6 protein-coding genes are annotated in these 7898 nt (G+C 52.4%); all 6 read left to right on the forward strand.

The genetic code is table 11. The features are described 5' to 3' along the window. Nucleotides 1-21 precede the first annotated feature (21 nt). Nucleotides 22-1902, forward strand: a complete 1881-nt coding sequence (locus AC0YOB_RS29645) for a bifunctional homocysteine S-methyltransferase/methylenetetrahydrofolate reductase (RefSeq protein WP_475795850.1) — start codon at nucleotides 22-24, stop codon at nucleotides 1900-1902. A gap of 370 nt (nucleotides 1903-2272) precedes the next feature. Next, entirely contained in the window at nucleotides 2273-2533 is a 261-nt protein-coding gene (gene remA / locus AC0YOB_RS29650; protein WP_020615370.1) for an extracellular matrix/biofilm regulator RemA, read from the forward strand. Between the two features lie 14 nt (nucleotides 2534-2547). Then, entirely contained in the window at nucleotides 2548-3165 is a 618-nt protein-coding gene (gene gmk / locus AC0YOB_RS29655) for a guanylate kinase (RefSeq protein ID WP_475772723.1), read from the forward strand. A gap of 19 nt (nucleotides 3166-3184) precedes the next feature. Next, nucleotides 3185-3391: a DNA-directed RNA polymerase subunit omega gene (gene rpoZ / locus AC0YOB_RS29660; protein WP_210047070.1), complete on the forward strand. Its 207-nt coding sequence runs from the start codon at nucleotides 3185-3187 to the stop codon at nucleotides 3389-3391. A gap of 313 nt (nucleotides 3392-3704) precedes the next feature. Beyond that, a complete protein-coding gene (gene coaBC / locus AC0YOB_RS29665) occupies nucleotides 3705-4916 on the forward strand; it encodes a bifunctional phosphopantothenoylcysteine decarboxylase/phosphopantothenate--cysteine ligase CoaBC (protein WP_475795851.1) in 1212 nt (403 codons plus the stop codon). Continuing rightward, nucleotides 4913-7501: a primosomal protein N' gene (gene priA / locus AC0YOB_RS29670; protein WP_475795852.1), complete on the forward strand. Its 2589-nt coding sequence runs from the start codon at nucleotides 4913-4915 to the stop codon at nucleotides 7499-7501. Before coaBC ends, priA begins: the two co-directional genes overlap by 4 nt. Nucleotides 7502-7898: the final 397 nt, after the last annotated feature.

Here is a 7898-nt window from a genome sequence, read left to right on the forward strand (position 1 = left end):
ATGACAGAAGGAGTTTTGACCATGAAACCGGATTTACGGGAAGCGCTGGGATCGCGCATCTTGACCGGCGACGGCGCGATGGGAACTTTTTTATACCAAATGGGGTTCCCGGTCGGCGTTTCTTACGAAGAATTTAATATTCTCAAACCACATGTAATTGCAGATGTGCATCGCCGCTATTATGAGGCCGGCGCACGAATTATCGAAACCAACACGTTCTCGGCCAACCGGGAAAGCTTGATTCGGTACGGGCTGGACTCGGATGTTGCGGCAATCAACAAGGCAGGCGTACAGATCGCCAGATCCGCTGTCGGCAGCGATGCGTATGTGGTGGGAGCCATTGGCTCTATCCGCGCGGGCAAGAGGAAGAACATCCGCTCCCATCATCTCAAGCAGTCGTTTCAGCAGCAAATTGACGGACTCTTGAGCGAGGAAGTGGACGGGCTGCTGCTGGAGACGTTCTATGACCTGGAGGAAGCGCTGCTTGTACTCAAGTTAGTGCGCCAGCAGTCGGCCGTTCCCGTGCTTTGCCAATTCGCCATTGAGAAGGAGGCGGTGACGCAGGATGGTCATACGCTGGCCTTTGCATTTGAGAGGTTGAAAGAAGAAGGAGCGGATGTTGTCGGCTTTAATTGCCGCAGCGGCCCGAATGGAATTCTTCGCGCAATAGACGCCATTGGCGCAGAGGTTTCTCTGCCGATGTCCATTTTCCCCAACGCGGGTATTCCGGATTATGTGGACGGCAAATACCTCTACACGGCTACGCCTGAATATTTTGCAGAATCCGCACGCAAATTCGCTGACCGCGGCGCACGGATTATCGGCGGCTGCTGCGGGACAACACCCGAGCATATAGCCGCAATATCCGCATCGTTGGACGGATATGTGCCGAGGCCTGTGAGCGCGGAAATGCGGACAGCGGTAATGACCGCCGAGCGTCCCGCAGTCATTGCTCCTCAACCGGAAATCATGGTCACGGGCAGCGGAGGCGTCAATGCTGCAGGGCCTTCCATTGTTGATCTGGTGAAGGAGCGCCATACGGTTATTGTTGAGCTGGATCCGCCGCGCGATCTGGACATCCGCAAATTCATGGCCGGCGCAGCCGCGCTGAAAGAAGCCGGTGCCGACGCGGTAACGATGGCGGACAATTCACTGGCTGTCACGCGCATGAGCAATCTGGCGCTGGCTTCCATCGTGCAGCAGCAGGTGGGCCTTCGGCCTCTGGTGCATATTGCCTGCCGTGACCGCAATCTGATTGGCACGCAGTCGCATATGATGGGGCTGGACGCGCTGGGGATCGACCATGTGCTTGCGGTTACGGGAGATCCGGCGCGATTCGGGGATTTGCCGGATTCAAGCTCCGTCTATGATTTGACTTCCTTCGAGATGATCCGAATGATCAAACAGCTGAATGAGGGAGTATCCTTTTCGGGGAAGGCGCTCAAGCAAAAGGCGAATTTTATTACAGGAGCCGCTTTTAATCCCAATGTAAAATATTTGGACAAAGCCGTGCAGCGCCTGGAGCGCAAAATTGAATATGGCGCTGATTATATTATGACTCAGCCCGTCTATAATCCGGATTTAATCATCCAGATCGCCGAGGCAACCCGCCATTTATCCGTTCCGATCTTCATCGGTATAATGCCGCTTGCGAGCGGCCGTAATGCTGAATATTTACACAATGAAGTGCCCGGCATCCAGCTTTCGGATGAAGTACGCAAACGGATGGCGGGTCTGGAAGGTGAAGCGGGGCGGGAAGAAGGCGTCCGGATTGCCGAGGAATTGCTGGAAGCGGCCCTTCCGCATTTTAAAGGGATCTATCTCATTACCCCGTTCCTGTCATATGATATGACGGTCAAGCTGACCCGGTATGTATGGCAAAAAACGAGCGTCGCCCGATAAATATTTTGCCGTCTGTTTCATCTTTGCTCCAGATGACGGTTTGACAGTCTGCAGTTATTTTTTATTGTGAGCTCTCTTAACACTTGTTCGTTGTAAGAAAATGAATTAGAATAGAGCAATGGATGCACTTGCCATGCCGGCTTGATTGCGCTCACTTAAAGTCAGACAAGCCAATGCCGGCCGAATCTGTGCAGCTTTTAAACCAGGAGGGCAAACGTATGCTCCGGGCTTTTTTCGTCAAGAATAGTGCAATGGCTCTGCTTTTTCCTTCATTTGGCAGATAAATTATACATTTTCGTTCTTGCGTTCATCTATACATCATGTATATATTGCTGTTGCATACAGGAGAGAGTCGGAGGAGGAACCTGGCGTGGCTATCAAATTAATAAATATTGGATTCGGCAATATCGTTTCCGCTAATCGGATTATTTCCATTGTAAGTCCGGAATCAGCACCTATTAAACGAATTATTCAGGAAGCGCGCGACCGGCATATGCTGATCGATGCGACCTATGGCAGAAGGACTCGCGCTGTTATTATAACGGACAGCGATCACGTCATTTTATCGGCGGTCCAACCGGAAACGGTGGCTCATCGGCTTTCAACCAAGGATGACGATCACGACGAATAGTGACGGGGAGTATTATGAGCAGAGGATTATTGATTGTTTTATCCGGCCCCTCAGGCGTCGGTAAAGGCACGGTATGCTCTGAGCTGCGGCGCAGGCAGAGTGACCTTGTATACTCCGTGTCGGCAACGACCCGGCTGCCCAGGCAGGGTGAAGTAGACGGTATTAATTATTTTTTTAAAACAAGAGAACAATTTCAGGATATGATTGCGCATGATGCGCTTCTGGAATATGCCGAGTATGTCGGAAATTATTACGGCACGCCGCGGGATTTTGTGGAGCGTACACTTGCTATGGGCAAAGACATCATTCTGGAGATTGAAGTTCAAGGCGCGTTGAAAGTGAAAGAGAAATTCTCTGAAGGCGTTTTTATCTTCCTGGTTCCTCCTTCCCTGGACGAATTGAAGCATCGTATTACGTGCCGCGGTACGGAGAATGCGGATGTGATCGACCATCGGATGTCTGTAGCCGTTGAGGAAATGAATCTGATCAGCTATTACGATTACGCAGTCGTGAACGACCAAATAGATGCGGCTTGCCATCGAATACAAAGCATCATCACGGCCGAGCATTGCCGCAAGGACCGGTTCATTGCCGAGCTTGCAACGATGCAGGAAGCTTCCGAGAAAGCCTAAGCGAGCGAGGTGAAGAAATATGTTGTATCCATCGATCGATGAGATGATGAAGAAAGTGGACAGCAAGTATTCATTAGTTGTTGCTGCATCACGACGGGCAAGAATGATCCGGGACGGCGCCAAATCCGAACTTCGCAATCCGAGATCCCATAAGTACGTGGGTGTTGCGCTGGAGGAAATTTATCACGATATACTGGTTGTAGAAAGTACAAACAGGCAGGATTAAGCAAGATGATTTCATGCCCGAAATAACAACCCTTGTGGTTGTTATTTTTTTAATCTTATATCATGTATAAGTTTCACATTTATCCATTTCTATAAGTTATGAGGGAAGAAACTTGCTGCGCCACCAGAGGACGGCGACAGCCGGTTCTTCTTGCCTTATAGCATTTATTAGTTTCAATTTTATAGATTTCTACGAGGTGCAGGGGAATAAACATGTTTGGCGTCAGAGGATGCCCAAGGGCCGTATATTCATGGCGCTGTCACTCATAATGGCTGCCGTTACTTGAATGGGTTGGAAAGAGAGGAGGAGAAGCATGCTGAAAGGAAAGACGATTGTACTTGGCATTTCGGGGGGGATTGCCGCTTATAAAGCGGCAGCGCTGTGCAGCAAGCTGGTTCAGGCAGGTGCAGTAGTGCGGGTCATCATGACGGAATCCGCAACCAAGTTCATAACGCCCTTGACCCTGCAAACCTTATCGCGTCACCCTGTTCATATCGACACCTTCCATGAATATGATCCGTCTGTTGTATCCCATATCGATATTGCGGACAGTGCGGATTTGTTCATCGTCGCTCCGGCTACGGCCAATATTCTGGCGAAGATGGCGGGGGGACTGGCGGATGACATGCTCAGTACGACGCTGCTGGCTACAACCGCACAGGTCCTGGTCGCTCCGGCCATGAATGTCCATATGTACGCGCATCCAGCGGTTGAGCGCAATATGCAGCTGCTTGCGGATCGCGGCGTCCGTTTTATTGAACCCGGTACGGGACAGCTGGCCTGCGGTTACGTCGGCAAAGGCAGGCTCGCGGAGCCTGAGGATATCGTCCATGCGGCAGGACTCTGGTTTGCGCAAAGCCAATCGCTAAGAGGGAAGAAGGTTCTGGTTACCGCCGGAGGAACAGTGGAGCGGCTCGATCCGGTCCGCTATTTGACCAATGATTCCTCGGGTAAAATGGGATTCGCCATTGCAGAAGCGGCGGCTAATCGCGGCGCTGAAGTAACCCTGATTGCGGCAAGGACGACGGCGGAAGCTATCGGCGGCGTAACGCTTGTCAAAGTCGAGTCTGCAGAGCAAATGCTCCAGGCAGTACTGGAACGCTATGAGAATGCGGACATCGTTGTGAAAGCAGCGGCAGTGGCCGATTACCGTCCCGTTACAGTAGCCGATAAGAAGATCAAGAAATCGGATGAGCGGCTGGTGATTGAGCTCGAGCGTACAACAGATATATTGCAGACGCTCGGCGAACGCAAGCGCGGGCAATTTCTTGTCGGCTTTGCTGCGGAGACGGAGCAGATGGAGCAGTATGCGATGGACAAGCTGCACCGCAAGCATTGCGATCTGGTCGTAGCCAACAATGTCGCCGAAGCGGGGGCCGGATTTAATCTCGATACCAATATTGTATCGATTTACGGTGAGGAGGGACTTATCGAAACGGTTCCTCTGATGCAGAAAAGGCAGGTTGCCGACCGCCTCCTGGAAATTATTGTTCAACGGATGTCGGCCCGGGGGGCCGGGGAATGATCGCTAAAGTGATCGTTGACGTCCCCAGCCGACAGACCGATCGGCCTTTTGATTATGAAGTGCCCCAGGAGTGGACGGGTTGGGTCGAAGTCGGCAGCAGAGTCGGGGTGCCCTTCGGAGGAAGGGTTGTTCAGGGCTTCGTTGTTTCCCTTGCGGAATGGGCGGATGTGGACCGATCCAAGCTTAAGGCGGTTGCCGAGCTGCTTGACCATACGCCTCCATTGTCTCCGGACTTGATTGAGCTGGCCCAGTGGATCAGTGATAAATATTGCTGCCCGCTCACGATTGCGCTGCAGGCGATGATTCCGGCAGCCCTCAAGGGGAAAGCGGAGACGACGGTTACTTTATCCGAGGATGCGGTCAAAGCCGAGCATGCATTATTGTCTCTTGCAGGGGGATGGGTCGATTATATCCGTCATAACGGCGGAACTGTCCGTATGACGAGTCTGCAGGAGCGCTATCCCTCCGATGCGGCTTCTGTAAAGTCCGCTATCCGTGACGGGCTGCTTCTTGCGCGTGTATCCATTCGTGACAGAATGGCTGTACGGAAAGTTCTGACTGTCTTCCCGCCTGTGGACAAAGAGGCTGCTCTTGAAGCGTTGAGCCTGATTCCGCCCCGTGCTGTCAAGCAGCGGGAAGTGCTCCAATATATGATGAAGCGGGGAGAACCGGCTGCCATGCAGGTCGTGGTGGAGGAAGTTCCAACGACGGCAAGTACCGTGCGGACACTGGCAGACAAAGGCTTTATTACGCTTGGCGAGGTAGAGCATGACCGCGATCCTTATGCGGGGCGCGACTTTACAAGAACATCCCCGCTGCCCCTCACGGAGGGACAGCGGGCTGTTTATCAAAAAATCGAAGCGTCAGTCGACGCTGGCGACCCCCGCGTGTTTTTGCTCCATGGAGTAACCGGAAGCGGCAAGACAGAGGTATATCTGCAGGCGATCCAGCATTGTTTGGAGCTGGGGCGGCAGGCGATTGTGCTCGTACCCGAAATCTCCCTGACTCCACAGATGGTGGAGCGTTTTAAAGGCCGCTTCGGCAATGCCGTGGCGGTGCTTCACAGCCGGTTATCGAACGGGGAGCGCTATGATGAATGGCGTAAAATCCGCGAGCGGCGGGCACAGGTTGCAGTTGGCGCCCGCTCGGCTATATTTGCCCCGTTCGAGCGGATCGGACTTATTATTATTGATGAGGAACATGAATCCTCCTATAAGCAGGAAGAAAGTCCGAAATATCATGCGCGCGATGTTGCCGTGCGAAGAGCAAGACAGCATCGTGCCACGGTTGTCCTCGGGTCAGCCACACCTTCACTTGAAAGCTACGCCGCGGCCACTCATCCTGGAACGGGGAGCGCAAGCTCAGCGGATTTCAGTGCAGCAGCAGCCAAAGAAGATCACAGCGAAGCATCAGGTGCTTCTGAATCATTTCGGGATAAGCGTGACACAGGGCGCATCTCGGGACTCCTGCCGATGCCGGACCGGGTAGGGGGCAGACCGATGCCGCCTGTCCGGCTGGTGGATATGAGGGAGGAGCTGCGTGAAGGCAACCGCTCCATGTTCAGCCGTCAATTGCATGAGCAGCTGCAGAACCGTCTGGATCGCGGCGAGCAATCGGTGCTGCTGCTGAACCGGCGGGGCTACTCAACCTTTGTCATGTGCCGCTCCTGCGGGTATACGGCACTTTGCCCGCACTGCGACATCTCGCTTACCTATCATCAAAAATCACGGGCGCTGCGGTGTCATTACTGCGGTCATGCTGAAGCGGCTCCCTCGAAATGCCCGACCTGCGAAAGCGAGCATATCCGTTTTTTTGGAACCGGCACCCAGAAGGTTGAAGAAGAGCTCTCCAAGCTTTTTCCTGGCATTCGCGTTATTCGAATGGATGTCGATACGACGACAGAGAAAGGCTCGCATGAGAAATGGCTGACGCTTTTCGGCGAGCGTAAAGCGGATGTTTTGCTTGGTACGCAAATGGTAGCCAAAGGCCTTGATTTTCCATATGTTACTTTAGTGGGTGTTATCGCCGCGGATACATCGCTGCATCTCCCTGATTTTCGCGCCGCGGAGAAAACATTTCAACTGCTTACGCAGGTTGCGGGCAGAGCGGGAAGACATGAGCTGCCGGGTGAAGTTATTGTCCAGACCTATAACCCGGAGCATTATGCGATTATAACGGCGCAGCAGCATGATTATTCCGCATTTATTGCTCATGAGCTGGAGCACAGGCGCTTTATGTCCTATCCTCCTTTTTGCCGGCTTATTCTCGTTACTCTCTCGCATGAGCAGCTGCCCCTGCTTATATCGGTCGGAGAGAAGCTGTCCACCCGGCTCAGAGAGATGACGAATGACAGCGGGGTATCCGGAACCGCCGGTGAAAGCCGCAGTTTTATTGATATTCTGGGTCCCGTAGCGTCTCCTATCCCCCGAATGAAAGATCGCTATCGTTTTCAATGTATGATAAAATATCGGGGAAACGTTGACGCAGTCGGCATGCTGAAGCAGGCCATCCACGGACTTTCGGGGAAGCTGGGTCAACCGCCTGTACTCATCAGTGTGGATGTTGATCCACAAATGATCCTATAGCGATTTGCAAAATAGTATTGCTTACGAAGTGAATTATGGCTTGAATCGCTCGGGTTCCCCCGAGCATTCAGGTATAACACGCAATAACTTAAGTATCGCTTACGAAGTGAGTTATGGCTTGAATCGCTCGGGTTCCCCCGAGCATTCAGGTATAACCACGCAATAACTTAAGTATCGCTTACGAAGTGAGTTATGGCTTGAATCACTCGGTTCACTCGAGCATTCAGGTATAACCACGCAATAACTTAAGTATCGCTTACGAAGTGAGTTATGGCTTGATTCACTCGGTTCCCCCGAGCATTCAGGTATAACCACGCAATAACTTAAGTATCGCTTACGAAGTGAGTTATGGCTTGAATCACTCGGTTCACTCGAGCATTCAGGTATAACCACGCAA

This window comes from Paenibacillus sp. JT31N17 (assembly GCF_056269255.1).

What these genes read in the sequence shown, in the direction of transcription:
- gmk (WP_475772723.1), top strand. Translation starts at nt 2,548, where the DNA reads ATGAGCAGAGGATTATTGATTGTTTTATCCGGCCCCTCAGGCGTCGGT.
- AC0YOB_RS29645 (WP_475795850.1), top strand. Translation starts at nt 22, where the DNA reads ATGAAACCGGATTTACGGGAAGCGCTGGGATCGCGCATCTTGACCGGC.
- coaBC (WP_475795851.1), top strand. Translation starts at nt 3,705, where the DNA reads ATGCTGAAAGGAAAGACGATTGTACTTGGCATTTCGGGGGGGATTGCC.
- rpoZ (WP_210047070.1), top strand. Translation starts at nt 3,185, where the DNA reads ATGTTGTATCCATCGATCGATGAGATGATGAAGAAAGTGGACAGCAAG.
- priA (WP_475795852.1), top strand. Translation starts at nt 4,913, where the DNA reads ATGATCGCTAAAGTGATCGTTGACGTCCCCAGCCGACAGACCGATCGG.